At 67.6% G+C, this 17,422-nt stretch carries 12 protein-coding genes; 11 read left to right on the forward strand and 1 reads right to left on the reverse strand.

The window, feature by feature from the left end; translation table 11 throughout:
* Positions 1-110: 110 nt before the first annotated feature.
* Positions 111-2,435: an FdhF/YdeP family oxidoreductase gene (locus tag ACWKWX_RS09945; protein ID WP_483827666.1), complete on the reverse strand. Its 2,325-nt coding sequence runs from the start codon at positions 2,433-2,435 to the stop codon at positions 111-113.
* Between the two features lie 208 nt (positions 2,436-2,643).
* Here ACWKWX_RS09945 and moaA point away from each other — a divergent pair, with 208 nt between their 5' ends.
* The 11 genes from moaA (at position 2,644) to ACWKWX_RS10000 (ending at position 17,415) form a co-directional block, all read left to right on the forward strand.
* A complete protein-coding gene (gene moaA, locus ACWKWX_RS09950) occupies positions 2,644-3,642 on the forward strand; it encodes a GTP 3',8-cyclase MoaA (protein WP_483827667.1) in 999 nt (332 codons plus the stop codon).
* 65 nt (positions 3,643-3,707) lie between these two features.
* Positions 3,708-4,592: a LysR family transcriptional regulator gene (locus ACWKWX_RS09955; RefSeq protein ID WP_416424209.1), complete on the forward strand. Its 885-nt coding sequence runs from the start codon at positions 3,708-3,710 to the stop codon at positions 4,590-4,592.
* A gap of 407 nt (positions 4,593-4,999) precedes the next feature.
* Positions 5,000-6,019, forward strand: a complete 1,020-nt coding sequence (locus ACWKWX_RS09960) for a FecCD family ABC transporter permease (protein ID WP_416424208.1) — start codon at positions 5,000-5,002, stop codon at positions 6,017-6,019.
* Positions 6,016-6,786, forward strand: coding sequence for an ABC transporter ATP-binding protein (locus ACWKWX_RS09965; RefSeq protein ID WP_416424207.1), 771 nt, complete (start codon positions 6,016-6,018; stop codon positions 6,784-6,786). The genes ACWKWX_RS09960 and ACWKWX_RS09965 overlap by 4 nt, the downstream gene beginning before the upstream one ends.
* A gap of 27 nt (positions 6,787-6,813) precedes the next feature.
* On the forward strand, positions 6,814-8,937 hold the full coding sequence (locus ACWKWX_RS09970) for a TonB-dependent receptor (protein WP_483827668.1): 2,124 nt from the start codon (positions 6,814-6,816) through the stop codon (positions 8,935-8,937).
* The gene (locus ACWKWX_RS09975; RefSeq protein WP_483827669.1) at positions 8,934-9,914 is read left to right on the forward strand and encodes an ABC transporter substrate-binding protein; all 981 of its coding nucleotides are present in this window, start codon (positions 8,934-8,936) and stop codon (positions 9,912-9,914) included. Before ACWKWX_RS09970 ends, ACWKWX_RS09975 begins: the two co-directional genes overlap by 4 nt.
* 204 nt (positions 9,915-10,118) lie before the next feature.
* Positions 10,119-10,973: a hydroxyethylthiazole kinase gene (thiM, locus tag ACWKWX_RS09980; protein WP_416424204.1), complete on the forward strand. Its 855-nt coding sequence runs from the start codon at positions 10,119-10,121 to the stop codon at positions 10,971-10,973.
* A gap of 65 nt (positions 10,974-11,038) precedes the next feature.
* A complete protein-coding gene (locus ACWKWX_RS09985) occupies positions 11,039-11,593 on the forward strand; it encodes an RNA polymerase sigma factor (protein WP_416424203.1) in 555 nt (184 codons plus the stop codon).
* Entirely contained in the window at positions 11,590-12,597 is a 1,008-nt protein-coding gene (locus ACWKWX_RS09990) for a FecR family protein (RefSeq protein WP_483827670.1), read from the forward strand. Before ACWKWX_RS09985 ends, ACWKWX_RS09990 begins: the two co-directional genes overlap by 4 nt.
* A 68-nt stretch (positions 12,598-12,665) precedes the next feature.
* On the forward strand, positions 12,666-15,071 hold the full coding sequence (locus ACWKWX_RS09995) for a TonB-dependent siderophore receptor (protein ID WP_483827671.1): 2,406 nt from the start codon (positions 12,666-12,668) through the stop codon (positions 15,069-15,071).
* A 253-nt stretch (positions 15,072-15,324) separates the two neighbouring features.
* Positions 15,325-17,415, forward strand: a complete 2,091-nt coding sequence (locus ACWKWX_RS10000) for a TonB-dependent siderophore receptor (RefSeq protein ID WP_476302022.1) — start codon at positions 15,325-15,327, stop codon at positions 17,413-17,415.
* Positions 17,416-17,422 lie beyond the last annotated feature (7 nt).

The raw sequence follows: 17,422 nt of genomic DNA on the forward strand, positions 1-17,422 counted from the left end.
GAAATTCACGGGATGCGCAATAAACGCCATCGCTGAATTTTTGTGGGAGCTGGCTTGCCAGCGAGCTTTTGGGCCTCAAAAACTCGCTGGCAAGCCAGCTCCCACAGGGTTTATGCGACGGCGGCGGCGATCAGGGTGCTGGCGGCAGCCTTTTCGACCTTGATGGCGATGAACTTCGAGGTCGGGGTGAAGGTGCGGTCGCCGTAGCTTTCCAGCGGCACCAACGGGTTGGTCTCCGGGTAATAGGCAGCGGCCTGGCCTTCGGGGATGTCGTAGGCGATCAGGGTGAAGCCCTTGACCCGACGCTCGCGGTTGTCGTCCCACAGCGCCACCAGGTCGACCTTGTCGCCCGGCGCCATGCCCAGCTTGCGAATGTCCGCCTCGTTGACGAACACCACGTCGCGCATGCCATACACACCACGGTAACGGTCGTCGAGGCCGTACAGGGTGGTGTTGTACTGGTCGTGGGAGCGCATGGTCTGCAGGATCAGGTCCGGCGCGACGTTCATCTTGCGCACGCCGGCGTTGACCAGGTCTTCAGGCAGCAGGCTGGCAGTGAACTGCGCCTTGCCGCTGGCGGTTTTCCACACGCGCTGGGCAGCGGTGTTGCCCAGGTGGAAGCCGCCCGGGTGTTCCAGGCGCTTGTTGAAGTCGGTGAAGCCCGGCAGGGTGTCGGCGATCAGGTCGCGGATGCGGCTGTAGTCGCCCACCAGCCAGTGCCAGTCCACCGGGTGGTTGCCCAGGGTGGCGGCGGCGATGCCGGCAATGATCGCAGGCTCCGAGCGCAGCGCCGGCGAGCGCGGCTTCAGCTGGCCGTGGGAGATGTGCACCATGCTAAAGGTGTCTTCCACGGTGATGCCCTGCGGGCCATTGACCTGCACGTCGATCTCGGTGCGGCCCAGGCACGGCAGAATCAGCGCGTCACGGCCGGTGACCAGGTGGCTGCGGTTGAGCTTGGTGGCGATATGCACCGTCAGGTCGCATTTGCGCAGCGCTTCGTGGGTACGCGGGGTGTCCGGCGTGGCTTGGGCGAAGTTGCCGCCCAGGCCGATGAACACCTTGGCTTCGCCACGTTCCATGGCGCCGATGGCCTGCACGGCGTTGTGCCCCACTTCGCGCGGCACGCTGAAGTTGAAGCGCTTTTCGATGGCGTCCAGCAGGGCTTTCGACGGCTTTTCGTCGATGCCCATGGTGCGGTCGCCCTGCACGTTGCTGTGGCCACGCACCGGCGACAGGCCGGCGCCCGGGCGGCCGACGTTGCCGCGCAGCAGTTGCACGTTGATGACTTCCTGGATGGTCGGCACCGAGTGCTTGTGCTGGGTGAGACCCATGGCCCAGCACATGATCACGCGTTCGGCCTTGCGGTACATGCTGGCGGCCAGTTCGATATCCGCCAACGGCAGGCCCGACTGCTCGACAATGTGCGCCCAGGTAGTGGCGTCCACTTCAGCCAGGTAGGCGTCCATGCCGGTGGTGTGCTCGGCAATGAAAGCGTGGTCGAACACCGCGGGTTCGCCGTTGGCCTGGGCCTCGCGCTCCCACTGCAGGAGGAACTTGGCCATGCCGCGGAACAGCGCCATGTCGCCGCCCAGCGCCGGGCGGAAGTAGGCCGAACTGGTGGGCTTGGAGCCGTTGCCGAGCATTTCCAGCGGGTGCTGTGGGTGCTGGAAGCGTTCCAGGCCGCGCTCCTTGAGCGGGTTGATGCAGATCACCTGGGCGCCACGCTCCACCGCTTCACGCAGCGGCTCGAGCATGCGCGGGTGGTTGGTGCCGGGGTTCTGGCCGATGACGAAGATGGCGTCGGCGTGCTCCAGGTCGTGGAACACCACGGTGCCCTTGCCCACGCCCAGGGTCTCTTTCATGCTCACGCCGCTGGCTTCGTGGCACATGTTCGAGCAGTCGGGGAAGTTGTTGGTGCCGTAGGCCCGCACGAACAGCTGGTACAGGAAGGCGGCCTCGTTGCTGGCGCGGCCCGAGGTGTAGAACTCGGCCATGTCCGGCGACGGCAGCGCCTTCAGGTGCCTGGCGATCAGCGCGTAGGCGTCTTCCCAGCTGGTTTCCACGTACTTGTCACTGGCGGCGTCGTAGCGCACCGGGTGGGTCAGGCGGCCCTGGTACTCAAGCCAGTAGTCACTTTGCGAGGCCAGCGCCGTTACCGTGTACTTGTTGAAGAACGCCGGGTTCACCAGGCGCCCGGTGGCTTCCCAGTTGACGGCCTTGGCGCCGTTCTCGCAGAACTTGACCATGCCGTTTTCCGGCGACTCGCCCCAGGCGCAGCCCGGGCAGTCGAAACCGCCGTTCTGGTTGGTCTTGAGCATGGCGCGGATGTTGGTGAGCGCCTTCTTGCTGCCCAGCCAACTGCGCGTCACCGCTACTAAAGCGCCCCAACCAGCTGCGGCACCTTTGTAGGGTTTATAGCGTTCGTGCGTGGACATGGGGCGCTCCGTTTTCGGCAGTGAATTCAGAATCTCAGGCTATTCCCGGCCCTGCCAGCTGTCCAATTGCTATTAGTGAACGCGTGATCGACGCCATCTATCACCCCTTGATAGACGCCATTGATCATGTCTTCACTCGAAGTAATTAGACCTGCCCCCACCACGCCCTTATTCTGGACGCACGAATGAGCTGTTCAACGAGGTATGCATGTCTGATCGGACCCTGGTAGACGGTTTCGCCCGGCGCGTGGACTACGTGCGCCTGTCGGTGACCGACCGCTGCGATTTCCGCTGCGTGTACTGCATGGCCGAGGACATGACCTTCCTGCCGCGCCAGCGCATTCTCAGCCTGGAAGAGATCGGCGAGCTGGCCGAGCGCTTCGTCGCCCTGGGCACGCGCAAAATCCGCCTTACCGGCGGCGAACCGCTGGTGCGCAAGGGTATCGTCGAACTGTGCCAGCGCATCAGCGCCCTGCCCGGCCTGCGCGAATTGTGCCTGACCACCAACGGCTCGCAGCTGGCGCGCCTGGCCCAGCCGCTCAAGGCCGCGGGCGTCAAGCGCCTGAACATCAGCCTCGACAGCCTGGACCCGGCGCGCTTCAAGGAGTTGACCCGCACCGGCGACCTGCAGGCGGTGATAGACGGCGTCGATGCCGCCAGCGCCGCCGGCTTCACCCACACCAAGCTCAATTGCGTGGTGATGAAGGGCCGCAACGACCACGAGATCAACGACCTGGTGGCGTTCGCTATCGACCGCGGCGTGGACATCTCCTTTATTGAAGAGATGCCGTTGGGCACGATCAGCGAGCACAGCCGCGCCGAGGCGTTCTTCTCCAGCGCCCAGGTGCGCGAAGTCATCGCCCAGCGCTACACCCTGCTCGACTCCGCCGAATCCACCCAGGGGCCGTCGCGCTACTGGCGGCTGGCCGAGGCACCGCACATCCGCATCGGCTTCATCTCGCCCCACAGCCACAACTTCTGCGCCACCTGCAACCGCGTGCGCGTCACCGTCGAAGGGCGCCTGTTGCTGTGCCTGGGCAACGAGCACGGCATGGACCTCAAGGCCGTGCTGCGCGCCAACCCGGGCCAGCCGCACAAGGTCGAACAGGCGATTGTCGAGGCCATGAAACTCAAGCCGTGGCGGCATGACTTCCAGCTCAACGACGACGTGCAGGTGGTGCGGTTCATGAACATGACCGGCGGTTAGCGCCCACGACGCGCCCGTAACCGCTATCATCGAACCTGCTCCCCTGCCCAGCTTCCGGTGTTGCCTTGGATATCAAACAGCTCAAGTTCCTCATTGCCCTGGACCAGACCCGGCACTTCGGCCAGGCCGCCGCGCGCTGCAACATCACCCAGCCGACCCTGTCCATGCGCCTGCGCAACCTGGAAGACGAACTGAACATCGTGCTGGTCAACCGTGGCCAGCGCTTCGAGGGCTTCACCCCGGCCGGCGAGCGCGTGCTGGCCTGGGCGCGCACGCTGATCGCCGCCCACGACGGGCTGTACGCAGAAGCGGCGGCCTGCCGCGGGCAGTTGATCGGCGACCTGCGCCTGGGCGTGGTGCCGCTGAGCAGCTTCAACACCACGCAGTTCATCCAGGCGCTGGCCAAGGAGTTTCCCGAACTGGGCTTCAGCGTCTCCACGCTGACCAGCGACGACATCGTCGCCGGCCTTGCCAACAACCACATCGACCTGGGCATCTGCTACCTGGACCAGGTCAACGCCAGCCACTTCGAGTACTTCGAACTGTCCTCGACCCGCATCGGCGTGCTCTACGACAAGCGCTATTTCAACTTCGCCAGCGCGCACATCAGCTGGGAAGACGCCGCCGAACTGCCGCTGGGGATGATCCTCAACGGCATGCACTTCCGCAAATCCGTGGACCTGAGCTTCCGCAGCCGCGGCCTCAGCCCGCGCCCGGTGCTGGAAAGCGACTCCACCTTCCAGCTGATCCAGGCGCTGCAGGCCGGCTTCTGCTGCGCAGTCATGCCCCTGGACGGCGGCTTCGAGGGCCTGAGCGAACACATCGGCGTGCTGGAGCTGCCCGACGCCGAAGTACTGGCGCCGCTGGGCCTGATCATGCGCCGCACCGAGCCGCGCTCGGCCATCGCCGAAAAATGCTTCGCCCAGGCACGGCAGTTGCTGGCTTCGTGACAAACACCGCGTCGTCTGCATCGCGACCAAGGTCGGCTCCTACCACGGACCGCGTAGGAGCCGACCTTGGTCGCGATGCAGACGACGCGGTCTGTGACGTAGCAGCGGCCGCAGGCCGCGTCCCCAGCATTGTTGCACGAACAGGAATACACCCTTTCTTTTTGATAGGTAGCTAACAAACAGACCCGCTGATACATTGCTCGGCGTCGAGATTGCCAACTGCTCGACGCCCCTATTGGGCCATTATCCCTGCTCCCCCCTGGTGGTAATGGCCCTTTTTTACGCCCTCCACATTCGCCCCACCGCCAGGTGAAATTTTATTCATGCTGGGCGTTATGTACGTTCTGGTTCAATGCTGGCCATCGCTATATACTTTTTGATACACCGCCAGCAATCGAATCCCACTGATGTCACGCGCCGCCCCGCTCTACCCCGCAGCTTTCAGCCTGATCGCCGTGACCCTCGCCAGCCTGGTGGCCCTGACCATCGGCCGCTACCCGCTGCCCCTGTCGCAACTGCTGGATTTCATCGCAGCCTGGCTGGGGCTGACCACGCTGCCCGCCGACCAATACGCCCTGCTGCACAGCCTGGTGATCGACAGCCGGCTGCCGCGCATCATCGCCGCGGTGCTGGTGGGCGCCGGGCTGTCGGTGTCGGGGGCGGCCTACCAGGCGGTGTTTCGCAACCCGCTGGTGTCGCCCGGGCTGCTGGGCGTGTTGAGCGGCTGCGCGTTCGGCGCCGCCGTGGGCATTGTCGCCAACCTGCACGGCGTGTGGATTCCGCTGCTGGCGTGCCTGACCGGGCTGGCGGCGGTGGCCCTGGGCGTGACCATCGCCAACCTGTTCGGCATGAGTTCGATCCTGATGCTGGTGCTGGGCGGCATCGTCGCCAATGCACTGTTCACCTCGCTGCTGTCGATCACCCAATACCTGGCCGACCCGCTCAACCAGCTGCCCACCATCGTCTACTGGCTGCTGGGCAGCGTCAGCGCCGTGGACCAGCAGGCCCTGAAGCTGACTGCGCCGCTGTTGCTGCTGGCCATCGGCGTGCTGTGCCTGCTGGGGCGCGCCATCGATGCGCTGTCGCTGAGCGATGACGAGGCGCTGAGCCTGGGCGTGCCGGTCAAGCGCATTCGCTACGGGGTGATTATCCTGGCCACGCTGATCAGCGCGCTCACCGTGAGCATCGCCGGCATGGTCGGCTGGGTGGGCCTGCTGGTGCCGCACCTGGCGCGCCTGCTGGTGGGCCCGGGCAACGCGCGGCTGCTGCCGGTCAGCGCCGGCCTGGGCGCCTGCTTCCTGCTGGCCGCCGATGCCCTGGCGCGCAGCCTGGGCGCCGGCGAGATTCCGCTGGGCATCATCACCGAACTGCTCGGCGCCGTTGCCTTCGTGCTGGTGCTGCACCGCGTGCGCCGGGGCTGGCTGTGAGCGCGCCGCTGCTGCAGGCCGAGGGGCTGGGCTACCGCATCGGCGAGCGCTGGCTGTTTGAAGACGTCAACCTCAGCGTGCAGGCCGGCGATTGCATCGCGCTGCTGGGCGCCAACGGCGCGGGCAAGAGCACGCTGCTGAGGCTGCTGCTAGGGCTGCTCAAGCCCAGCGCCGGCCGCGTGCTGGTCAACGGCCAGCCGCTGACCGCGCTGGACCGCCGCAGCATCGCCCGGCTGCTGGCCTACGTGCCGCAGACCCACGTGCCGAGCTTCCCCTACAGCGTGCGCCAGATCATTACCCAAGGCCGCCTGCCGATCACCGGCCTGGGCCGCGCACCCAGCAGCGCCGACCACGACGCCGTGGCCCGTGCCCTGCACGAGCTGGGCATCGAAGCACTGGCCGAGCGCACCTACACCGAGCTGTCCGGCGGCGAGCGCCAGTTGGTGCTGATCGCCCGCGCGCTGGTGCAACAGGCGCGAATGATCCTGCTGGACGAACCCGTCACCGGCCTGGATTTCGGCCACCAGCTGCGCCTGCTCGAGCGCCTGCAGCAGCTGGCCGCCAGCGGCCTGGCCATCCTGACCACCAGCCACCGCCCGGAACAGGCGCTGGCCGGCGCCAACCGCGCCTGGGTGCTGCACCAGCAGCGCCTGATCGCCGACGGCACGCCCCATGACGTCATCGACGCCGCCTTGATGCAGCGCCTGTACGGCGTGCCCGTGCGCCAGATCGACAGCGACCGCCACCGTTTTTTTGCCCCCCTGTAAGCCGCCCCTTGTCAGAGAGAGTCCTGCATGAAGCACCTCCCCTATGCCCCGCTGCTGCTGGCCGCAGCCGTCAACCTGGCCCACGCCGCCGACAGCGCGCCCGTGCAGCTGGGTGCCGTCACGGTCAACGGTGTCCAGGACACCCAGGCCGAGCAGGACGCTCGCGCCGCCCGGGAGAAAAGCGCCAACCTCGGCCCGCTGGGCGAGCGCCGGCTGCTGGACACGCCCTACTCGCTGAACGTGGTGCCCCATGACCTGATCCAGGACCAGCAGCTGAAAAGCGTCAAGGACATCCTGCGCTACCTGCCCTCGGTGCAAGGTGACGGCGCCCGCCCGCAAAGCCGCGGCCTGCAGGGCAGCGTGGTGCAGAACACGCGCCTGGACGGCCTCAACGTGGTGTCGACCACCGACTACCCCGCCGAGCAGTTCGACAACGTGCAGGTGCTCAACGGCCTGGCCGGCTCGCTGTACGGCCCGGCCAACCCCGCCGGTACGTTCAACTTCATCTCCAAGCGGCCCACCGACGAGCGCCTGAACCGCGTGACCGTGGGCGTGGGCACTGGCCTGAGCTGGCTGAAAGCCGCCGACCTCAGCGGCCCGTTCGACCCGGACGGCAAGATCAAGTACCGCCTCAACCTGCTCGACGAACAAGGCCACAGCTACGCCCCGGGCAGCACCCTGCGCCGCCAGCTGGTGAGCCTGGCGCTGGACTTCCAGCTAAGCGACAACGACGTCATCGAGACCAACTTCAGCCACTACAACTACCTGGCCAAGGGCCTGCCGGGCAAGTTCGCCCTGGCCTCCGGCGCCAGCTTCCCCCATGCCATGGACCCGACCAAGAGCAACCTGGGCCAGAACTACGCCGGCGACAACGACACCACCGACACCGCCAGCGTGCACTTCAAGCATGACTTCAACGGCAACTGGAAGCTGGACGTGGGCCTGCTGCGGCAGATCGCCGACCGCGAATCCACCGCCGTCACCAACACCCTGGCCGCCACCGGCAACACCTACACCTCCACCGTCGCCACCGCCACGGCCAGCCGCTTCACCATCAACAGCTACCTGGCCAACCTCAACGGCAGCGAGTGGACCGGCTCGGTGCGCCATGACCTGACCTTCGGCCTGAGCGGCTTCGACTGGAAGAACTTCAACCCGGTCAACGGCGCCACCACCACCCTGGGCACCGCCAGCCTCGGCGACCCGCAGAACTTCGCCGAGCCCAACTACCCCGACTTCACCGACCGCTATCACTCGGCCACCGCCACCCAACAATCGCTGATCTTCGGCGACACCCTGACCTTCACGCCGCAGTGGAGCCTGATGCTCACCGGCAGCCAGAGCCAGATGTCGGTGCACAACTACAGCCTGGCCGGCGCCACCACCAGCGGCTCCAACGACCACGGCCTGAGCGGCGCCAGCAGCCTGATGTACAAGCCGGTCGACAACCTGACCCTGTACGTCACCTACGCCGACAGCCTGCAGCAGGGCGACACCGCGCCAAGCGGCACCAGCAACGCCAACACCATCCTGGCGCCGTACCGCAGCAAGCAGTGGGAAATCGGCGGCAAGCTGGCCGTGGGCGGCGTCAACCTGTCGCTGGCGGCGTTCCAGATCAAGCGGCCGTACGCCTTCACCCAGAGCAACGGCGCCTACGCGGTGGCCGGCGAGCAGCGCAACCGCGGCCTGGAGTTCATGGCTGACGGCAAGGTCAGCAGCAACGTGCGGATGTTCGGCGGCATCACCTGGCTGGACCCCAAGCTGCTCGACACCGGTAGCGCCAGCACCGACGACACGCGCATCGTCGGCCTGTCGCGCTACACCGCCAGCCTGTTGACCGAATACCAGGTGCCGCAGGTCAACGGCCTGGCGCTGAACCTCAACGCCCGTTATGTCGGCGCGCGCCCCACCGACAACACCGACACCCACTGGGTCAGCAGCTACGAGACCTTCGACCTCGGCGCCAGCTTCACCACGCGCCTGATGCAGCGCAACACCGTGTACCGCCTGGAGGTCACCAACCTGACCAACGAGCGCTACTGGACCAACATCGTTCCCGGCGGCCTCAACGGCTACAGCGCCGCCGGCAACGCCAGCGCCAGCCTGGGCGCGCCGCGCATGCTGCAGGCGTCGATCCAGGTGGACCTGTGAGGCGCCTGGCGGCCCTGGCCCTGGCCCTGCTGAGCAGCGTAGCGGTGGCCGGCACAGTGATCGACGACAGCGGCCAGCGCGTCGAGGTGCCGGCCCAGCCCCGGCGCATCGCCGATGGCTGGTTCGCCCACCACGCGCTGATGCTGACCCTGGGCGCGGGCGAGCGCATCGTCGCCACGGTCAACCACCCCGACCGCCAGCCATGGATGTTCAAGGTGCAGCCGGCGCTGAACCAGGCGCAGATCGTCACGGGCACGGCGTTCAACGTCGAAAGCCTGCTGGCCGACAAGGTCGACCTGGTGTTCACCAGCACCGGCGACCGCCAGGCCCTGGCCTACCAGCAGGCCGGCATCGCGGTGGTGCACATGGGCTTCAACGACCTGCCGGGGCTGGAACACAGCCTCGACGTCACCGCCCAGGCCCTGGGCACCGACACCGCGCGCCAGCGGGCCCGTGACTACAACGCCTGGCTCGAGCAGCAGGTGGCGCTGGTGCGCCAGCGCAGCGCCGGCCTGAGCGACGCGCAGCGGCCACGGGTGCTGCACATCGCCTCGCTGAAGCCGTTGAAAGTCGACGGCGATGGCACCCTGATCGACACCTGGATCAACCTGGCCGGCGGCCGCAACGCCGCCACCGGGCTGCACGGCAACCTGCAGGTAGTGAACGCCGAGCAGGTGCTGGCCTGGCACCCGGACGTGATCGTGCTGGCGGCGGACGCTGGCGACATCAGCCAGGTGCCGTTGCTGGCACAGCTGCACAGCGCGAAAGTGCTGCGCAACCCGGCCGGGGTGTTCCCCTGGGACCGCTACGGCACCGAAGTGGGCCTGCAATTGTTGTGGGCGGCGCAGCAGCTGCACCCCGAGCGGTTCCAGGATATCGACCTGCAGCAGCAGACCATGGCCTTCTACCGACGCTTCTTCGACTACCCCCTGACCGCGACCGAGGCCACCCGCATCCTCACCGCGCAACGCCCCTAATCCCGGGTCCGCGTCGTACGCCTCTGTAACAGCGGCCGCAGGCCGCGTCCCGGCGCACCTGCGGTCCGTGTCGTATGCGGACGCAGCCTTCGGCAGCTGCTACGGGGGACACGCCGCGTCCGGGCGGACCTTGGACAGGCTGGGCGACAGGACGGCTGCAAACAGGTATTTTGGCGTTTTCCCGCCTTACCGGAACTGCCCACCATGCTGCCCATCGCCCGCCAGGCCCCGACCGTCGAAACCATCATCAGCGCCCACGCCGCCCTGCGCGCCCAGGGGCCGCTGGTGCAGTGCCTGACCAACGTGGTGTCGGCCAACTTCATGGCCAACGTGCTGCTGGCCGCCGGGGCGTCACCGGCCATGGTCGACAACCCCGAGGAAGCCGCCGGCTTCGCCAGCATCGCCGGCGCGGTGCTGGTCAACCTGGGCACCCCCACCACCGCCCAGGTCGATGGCATGCGCCTGGCCGTGCAGGCCGCCTACGACATCGGCAAGCCCTGGGTGCTCGACCCCATCGGCGCCGGCGCCCTGCCCTGGCGCGGCGGCGTGGCCGCCGAGCTGCTGGCCTTCCGGCCCACGGTGATCCGCGGCAACGCCTCGGAAATCATCGGCCTGGCCGGGCTGGGTGCCAGCCACGCCAAGGGCTTCGACAGCTCCAACGACCCGGCCGATGCCGTCGACGCCGCCATCAGCCTGCTGCAGCACGCCAGCTGCGTGTCTGCGTCCGGGCCTATAGACCATGTGGTCGGCAAGGTGCAGGACGACAAGGGCGACATCAGCCACTACCTGCTGCGCATCGCCGGCGGCAGCGCCCTGCTGCCCCGGGTGACCGCCTCTGGCTGCGCGCTGGGCGCGCTGGTGGCCGCTTACGCGGCCGCTACCCAGGACGGCTTCTGCGCGGTGGCCGCCGCCCACGTGCACTTCGCCCTGGCTGCCGAATACGCCGAGCGCCAGGCCCGCGGGCCGGGCTCCTTCGTGCCGGCGTTCCTCGATGGCCTGGACCTGGTGGACGCCCGCCTGATTCGCGCCAAGGCGCAGGTCGAGGGCACACGGCTGTAGCCGCGACCGTGGCCTTTGTGCCTGCAAGCGCTTATCATGCGCGTTTCCCCGGCCAGCCCATGCCCATGCGCAAACCCCCACCTCCCGAACCCAGCGCCGACGACACGTCCGGCGCGCAGGACATGCTGCAGGTGTTCCTGCAGCAACAGGGGCGCGTGGAAAAACAGCTGAGCCGCTGGGTGGCCTGCCGCGCCACGGCCGCCGACCTGTGCCAGGAGCTGTTCATCCGCCTGTGGCGGCGCAAGGACGTGCAGGTGCAGGACATGAGCCAGTACATGATGCGCAGCGCCCGCAACCTGGCCATCGACCATATCCGCAGCCAGCGCAGCCGCCTGCGCAGCGAGACCGCGCTGCTGCCCGAGCAACTGGTGGGCGCGCCCACGCCGCTGGAAGACGGCCACCAGGCCAACCACGAATTGCAGCAGGTGGACGCCGCCCTGCGCGCGCTGCCCGAGCGCACCCGCCATGTGTTCCTGCTCAACCGCATCCATGGCCAGAGCTACAGCGAAATAGCCCGCGCGCTGGACATCTCCGCCAGCGCCGTGGAAAAACATATGATGCGCGCCTTGCAGGCCTGCAAGAGTAGCGTCGACGCCCCTACCGTGAAGGCCAGACAATGAACATGGTCAGCCCCCCACCGCGCCACGCCGGCGAGGACGTGGCCCTGCTGTGGGTCACCCGCCTGGCGGCCGAACCCGACAACCCCGGCCTGGATGAAAGCCGCCTGCCGCTGCTGGACCAGCAGGAACTGCAGCGCTGGCTGAGCCACGACCCGGCCAACGCCGAGGCGTACCGCGATGCGCGCCGCCTGTGGCGCCTCACCGGCCCGGGCGCTGCGCAACTGGCCCGCGAGGAAGACGCCGTGCTGCAGGCCCTGCTGCGGCGTGCCAAGGCGCCGGCCCGCCGCGGCCGCCGGGTGGCCCTGGCCATGGCCGCCAGCGTGGTGCTGGCCGGCGTGCTGGCCATGGCCTGGCAGCCCGAACGCTGGCTCGATGACCTGCAGGCCGACTACCACAGCGCCCCCGGGCAGCTGCGCAGCATCACCCTGACCGACGGCAGCGAAGTGCAACTGGACGGCAACAGCGCCATCGACGTGGCGCTCGGCGACCACGGCCGCGCTGTGACCCTGCGCCGTGGCGCGGCGTTCTTCCACGTCAGCCACAACGGCCAGCCGTTCGTGGTGCACACCGGCGACGGCGAAGTGCGCGTGGTGGGCACCCGTTTCGAGGTGCGCCGCGAGGCTGCCGCCACCCAGGTCACCGTGGAAGAAGGCAAGGTGGCGGTGCAGCCGCAGCATGATGCCGCCCCGGTGATGCTCACCGCCGCCCAGCGCGTCGACTACCAGCAAGGCCACGCCGGCGCGCTGCAGAGCGTCAACCCGCTGCAGGCGTTCGGCTGGCGAGACGGCCATGTCAGCTTCCGTCGCCAGCCCCTGGCCGACGCCCTGGCCGTGGTGCAGCGCTACTACCCTGGGCGCATCGTGCTGCTCAACGCCGAGCTGGGCGCGCGCCCGGTCAGCGGCGATTTCACCAGCAACGACCCGCAGGTGATGCTCGCCGCCTTCCAGGGCCTGCTGGGCTATTCGGCGCAGCGGCTGCCAGGCGGCACGCTGATCATTCGCTGAAAGGGATGCAACATTAAAGCTAATGAGATATATTCGCATCTTTAACCCCTGACCCAGAGCCTGATCCGATGCGCTGCCGGTTGCGACTTTCCTTGCTGGCAGCAGCGCTGACGACGCCCCTGGGCCTGCCCAGCGCGGCCCAGGCCGACGCCGGTGCCGCCCAGGGCGCCGAAGCGCGCTTGAGCCTGACGCTGCCCGCCCAGCCCCTGCCCGATGCCCTGGCCGCGCTCAGCCGCCTGAGCGGGCAAAACATCGTCTACGCCGACGACGCGCCCTACCAGCTGCAAGCGCCCGCCGTGCACGGCCAGCTCACCGTGGAACAGGCCCTGGCGCGGCTGCTGGCCGGCAGCGGCCTGGCCTACCGGCGCACCGATGCCCATACCCTGGCGCTCAGCAGCCTGCCGGCCAACCACCAGCAAATCCTGCTGCAGGCGCTGAACATCGACAGCGACCGCCTGGCCCGTTACCAGCCCGCCAGCGTCGCCAGGGTCAACCGCAGCAGTGGCCCGTGGCTGGAACAGCCGCAGTCCATCAGCCGCGTCAACAATGACGTGCTGCGCGACCAGCAGCCGCGCAACCTCGACGACGCCCTGCGCAACGTCAGCGGCCTGACCCAGGGCAACACCCTGGGCAGCACCCAGGACACCCTGGTCAAACGCGGCTTCGGCGACAACCGCGACGGCTCGATCCTGCGCGACGGCATGCCCATGGTGCAGGGCCGCAACTTCAACGCCACCACCGACAGCGTCGAGGTGCTCAAGGGCCCCGCTGCCCTGCTGTACGGCATCCAGGACCCTGGCGGGGTGATCAACGTGGTCAGCAAGACCCCGCAGTTGACCGCCCACAACGAACTGCAGGCCAAGGCCTCAAGCTTCGCCCACGACCGCGACGGCAGCGCCGTGACCCTGGACAGCACCGGCCCGCTGGGCGACAGCGGTCTGGCCTACCGGCTGATCCTCGACCACCAGGACGAGGACTACTGGCGCAACTACGGCGTGCACCGGGAAACCCTGGTGGCGCCCTCGCTGGCCTGGTACGGCGAGCGCGATGAGGTACAGCTGGCGTTTGAACAGCGCACCTTCGTCACCCCCTTCGACCGCGGCACTGTGATCAACCCCGACACCGGCCACGTGCTGGACATTCCCTACACCCGGCGCCTGGACGAGCCGTTCAACGACATGACCGGCCGTTCGCAGCGGGTGCGCCTGAGCTACAACCATCAGCTGGCCAACGGCTGGCAGACCCACGCCGCCTACAGCTACAACGAGGAAACCTACGACGCGTACCAGGTGCGCATCACCGGCGTGAACACCAGCGTCGGCACCCTCACCCGCAGCATGGACGGCACCCTGGGCTCGGTCAGCCGCGCCCAGCAGGGCGAGCTGGAGCTGTCGGGCAACCCCACCTGGCTGGGCCTGGAACACGAAGTGCTGGTGGGCCTGAGCGAAGAGCACCGGCTGTACTACCGTGACGACCTGCTGCGGCAGAACAGCCTCGCGACCTTCAGCTACGTGAACCCGGTGTACGGCCGGGAAGTGGCGCCCACCAGCGTCTCCGACAGCTCCAGCGCACAGCTGGACCGGCTGCGCACCACGGCGCTGTACCTGCGCGATTCGGTGCACTTGAACGAGCAGTGGCTGGCCATCCTCGGCGCCCGCCTGCTCAGCTACGACCAGTACGCCGGGCGCGGCCGGCCGTTCCACGCCAACACCGACATCAACGGCAGCGCCTGGGTGCCCAGCGCCGGCCTGGTGTACCGCTTCGCCCCGGACTGGTCGTGGTACGCCAGCTACAGCGAGTCGTTCAAGCCCAACTCCAGCATCGCGCCGTTGAACGCCGCCACCGACCAGATCATCGACTCCACCATCCGTCCTGAGCAGGCCAGGGCCTGGGAGACCGGCCTCAAGTACGAACACCCCGACGGCCTCTCGGCCAGCGTCGCGCTGTACGACATCCGCAAGCGCAACGTGCTGGTCAGCGAGACCGTCAACGACCTGCCGGTAAGCCGCAACGCCGGCGCCGTGCGTTCGCGCGGCCTCGAGCTCGAGGCCAGTGGCAGCCTCGCCCCTGGCTGGGAGCTGATGGCGGCCTATGCCTTCACCGACGCCTGGGTCACCCGCGACCCGCAGCTACGCGGCAACCCGCTGCAGAACGTGCCCCGGCAGAGCGCCTCGCTGTACCTGACCCACGACCTGGGCACGCTGCTGGGCGGCGACCGCCTGCACATCGGCGGCGGCCCGCGCTACGTGGGCGAACGCGCCGGCGACCCGCAGGACAGCTTCAAGCTGCCGGCCTACACCGTCACCGATGCGTTCGCCCGCTACGACACCCGCGTGGACGGGCACGAGGTGCGGGTGCAGCTCAACGTCAATAACCTGTTCGACCGCCACTACTACCCTTCGGCCGTGAGCAATTACGTGGTCGCCGTGGGCGACCCGCGGCAGGTGGTGCTGAGCACCAGCCTGTCGTTCTGATTTTTGTGGGAGCTGGCTTGCCAGCGAGCTTCAGGGCCTCAACAGCTCGCTGGCAAGCCAGCTCCCACGGGATCTGAAAAAATATTCAAATTTTTACTGAGGTGTTTCCCGTCGAGCTCCGTGTTGTGAATGAAAGGCAATCCCATTTCCATTCACACCCTTCACGCAGAGCACCCGCATGACCGCCTCCTTCACCCCCAGCGGCTCCACCCCTACCCTTCGTTACCGCAGCGCCTGCGCCAGCGGCGTGTTGATGCTCAGCCTGGCGCAGCCCCTGTGGGCCGCCGACAGCGTGGAACTGGGCGCCACCAACATCGACAGCACCGCCGTGGCGCCCACCACCACCGAAAAAAGCCAGGTCAGCTACCAGGCCGTGGCCTCCACCGTGGCCACCCGCACCGAGACCCCGCTGATCGAAGTGCCCGCCTCGGTCAACGTCGTCACCCACCGCGTCATCGAAGACCGCGCGCCCCAGAGCCTCGACGAAGCCATCAACGCGGTCAGCGGCGTCAAGCAGGGCAACACCCTGGGCGGCACCCAGGACGCGATCATCAAGCGCGGCTTCGGTACCAACCGCGACAACTCGATCATGCGCGACGGCATGCAGTCGGTGCAGGCGCGCAACTTCACCCCCACCACCGAGCGCGTGGAGGTGCTCAAGGGCCCGGCGTCGATGCTCTACGGCGTGCAGGACCCGGGCGGGGTGATCAACGTGGTCACCAAGAAACCGCAACTCACCCAAGCCACCAGCGTGTCCGGCTGGGGCACCAGCTTCGGCGGCGGTGGCGGCCAGCTCGACACCACCGGCCCCGTGGGCGACACCGGCCTGGCCTACCGCCTGATCTACGACAAGCAGCAGACCGACTACTGGCGCAACTTCGGCAGCACCGACCAGGAGGTCATCGCGCCGTCGCTGTCGTGGTTCGGCGACGACACCACCATCACCGCCGCCTACGAGCACATGGAATACAGCGTGCCCTTCGACCGCGGCACGCAGATCAACACCACCACCGGCAAGGTGCTGGATATTCCGCGCACGCGCCGCCTGGACGAGCATTTCAACATCACCACCGGCCGCTCCGACGCGTTCAACCTCACCGCCGAACACCGCCTCAACGACGACTGGACCCTGAAGGCCGGCTACGGCTACAGCCGCAACTACTACAACGACCACCAGTCGCGCTACATCTCCGCCAACTTCACCACCGGCCAGGTCACCCGCCGCGGCGACGCCACCCGCGACGCCCTGCAAGTGGCCCACACCGCCACCGTCAGCGCCCTGGGCGACCTGCAGTTCGCCGGCATGCGCCACGAGCTGCTGGTGGGCGTGGACTACATGCACAACGACCGCACCCTGGGCGACCTGATCCGCAACGTCAACGACACCGGCTTCAACTACAACGACCCGGTCTACGGCCAGGTGCCGGTGCCCAGCCGCGTCAGCGCCGCCAACAGCGACCAGACCGACCTGCTGCACACCCATGCACTGTTCGTGCAGGACGCCATTCACCTGACCGACAAGTGGATTCTGCAGGCCGGCCTGCGCTACGAGTCGTTCACCGAGCTGACCGGCAAGGGCCGGCCCTTCGTGGTCGGCGCCGACGTCGACCGCAGCAAGGCGGTGCCGCGCCTGGGCCTGGTGTACATGATCCAGCCGGACTGGTCGGTGTACGGCAGCTACACCGAGTCGTTCCGCCCCAACACCTCCATCGCCACCGTCATCGGTGACCTGGCGCCCGAAGAGGCCAAGGCCTACGAGATCGGCACCAAGTTCCAGAACGACTACCTCACCGCCAGCCTGGCGGCCTTCACCATCACCAAGAAGAACGTGCAGACCAGCGCCACCTGCGGCACCGAGACCTGCACCCGGCTGGGCGGCGAAGCACGCTCGCGCGGCGTGGAACTGGACGTCAGCGGCCAGCTCAACGAGTTCTGGAGCCTGACCGGCAGCTACGCCTACACCGACACCGAATGGACCAAGGACCCGATTCTGCAGGGCACGCCGCTGGACGGCGTGTCGAAAAACACCGCGGCCCTGTACCTGACCCGTGACTTCGGCCACGTCGGCATCGGCGACCTGCGCGTAGGCGCAGGCGGCCGTTACATGAGCAAGTGGGGCGCCAACGACGGCACCGGCACCGAATACTGGCTGCCCTCGGCCAAGGTCGCCGACGCCTTCGTGGCCTACAAGATGAAGCTCGACCACAAGGACCTGACCCTACAGTTGAACGTCAAGAACCTGTTCGACGAGACCTACTACGTCTCCAGCAGCGGCCTGGGCTCGCCGGCCATCGTCATCGGCGAACCGCGCCAGGTCATCGCCAAGGCCACCCTCGCCTTCTAACCCCAAG

This window comes from Pseudomonas imperatae (assembly GCF_057128625.1).